This window comes from uncultured Parabacteroides sp. (genome assembly GCF_905196875.1).
In the GTDB taxonomy this organism is placed as follows: Bacteria; Bacteroidota; Bacteroidia; order Bacteroidales; family Tannerellaceae; genus Parabacteroides.
Genome location: NZ_CAJJWO010000137.1, coordinates 1 through 1,676 on the forward strand (window position 1 = coordinate 1; position 1,676 = coordinate 1,676).

Below are 1,676 nucleotides of genomic sequence, written 5' to 3' on the forward strand. Positions count from 1 at the left end.
GAGCACTTGGCTACGGACCAAGGTGTCGGGAGTTCGAATCTTCTCGCGCACGTATCGGGGAACGGTCTTAAATCCTTATAAATTGGGGGTTTAGGACTGTTTTTATGTTTGAGAGGACTTGTGAACAATGTTTACCCAACCTTTGTTTTCATCGGAATCACATTATCCGGTGCAGCCTGATTGAGCAGGTTGAAGAACTGGCTGTCTTCAAGGTCATCATTGGTTGAGCGGATATATTCCAATGTCTGTTCTAATGTCTCATGTCCCATGACTGTTTGAATACGTTTAGGCGGCATACCGTTTAAATACAGATTGGTGCAGACCGTCCGACGTACATCATGTGGACTCTTGATTACTGGCATTCCGTTTTTTTTACAATATCTGCGAAGATATGAATCAAAACATCTCTGAGTACATCCACAGACGATCCCATTATAACTTCTCATAAAGATAAAGTCTGACTGTGTAATCGGATAGCCTTTCTGGGTATTGAGATCTTTTACACGCGCAAGAATCTGAATGGCTCGTTCGCTTAGTGTAATCTCACGATATGCGGCTCGAGTTTTACCGTAATTTACGATACGGTACCCCTTTGCTTTTCCGCTTGTGCAGTCAGTCACTAACTGACGTTCAATAACAAGCTTCGAATTGCCTTTAATATCCTTAATGATATTTCCCCAGGTTAAGGCGCATAACTCGCCATCTCTAAGCGGAAGCTCAAAAAGCAGCGCAATCGCATAATATTTCGCTTCACCGGTAGCCTCTGCTTCATTCATGGAGAACTTACATACAGAGGTTCTCTCCACAGTGCTGAAAACGGTATCTTCTTCACGTGTTTTATCCGGGATACAGAATACATCTTTTCTAAGTTTCATGTTAGCAATCGGATTATAAGTCAATAAACGTTTGTCGATAGCATACTGCATAATGCCATTTAATACGCTTCTTACATTTGTGAAGTATTTTCTGGTCATGTGCGGATAAATGGATAAACAATAGGATACCCACTCATAGCCGTCGTTAATGGTTATATCTTGAATGTTTTTCGTAAATAAAGGAGAATTCTTTAGAAAACGTTCATACCAACCTCTATGCTTTACCAGAGTACGATCAGTACTTCTTTTTTCATCGATTGAAAACCATGCTTCTGCGATATCATCTAATGTTTTTGCTGTTGCTGTCTCGGAATATTGAGATACAATCCAGTCTTCGAGTTCTTTCCGGCTTTTAAGAGTTTTCTGTTTGCTATTTACTCGTGTTGTCCACCTGCCACGTCCCTCGAGGAAAGTGATAGGTGTTGTGTGTTTTTTGAGAATCTCTTCTCGTTTCATTTCTGCCTCCTTCTCTGAAAGAAGGGCCTGCAGTCTTTCGAATTCCATCTTTGCATCAGAAATGGATTCTGTCAATGTTTTTTCGTGATTTTCCATAATGTCACCTCATGATATTTAGCGATCTTGGATGCCTAAGTTGTACTAAGTTACAGTATTGAGAAGGCTTAATTTGTAAAAAACACGGCAGAAACTTTGCGAAAACAATGATAATTAAGAAAATATTAATAAAACAACAATAAAAACTTAAAAAATTGACGAGATGTTATAATCGTTATAAACCATAGATTATGAGTGATATAATCCTGTTTTTGACAGTTTCAAAAAATAAAATCGCTGCAACGCCAG

General features: G+C 39.1%; 1 protein-coding gene. It reads right to left on the bottom strand.

All coding sequences use genetic code 11. The annotated features are described in order from the left end of the window. Positions 1–131 precede the first annotated feature (131 nt). On the bottom strand, positions 132–1,427 hold the full coding sequence (locus QZ076_RS21935; RefSeq protein WP_118093892.1) for a site-specific integrase: 1,296 nt from the start codon (positions 1,425–1,427) through the stop codon (positions 132–134). Between the last annotated feature and the right edge of the window lie 249 nt (positions 1,428–1,676).

Excerpts from the sequence above, each read along its gene's own strand:
- QZ076_RS21935 (WP_118093892.1), bottom strand. The coding sequence starts at position 1,427 with ATGGAAAATCACGAAAAAACATTGACAGAATCCATTTCTGATGCAAAG.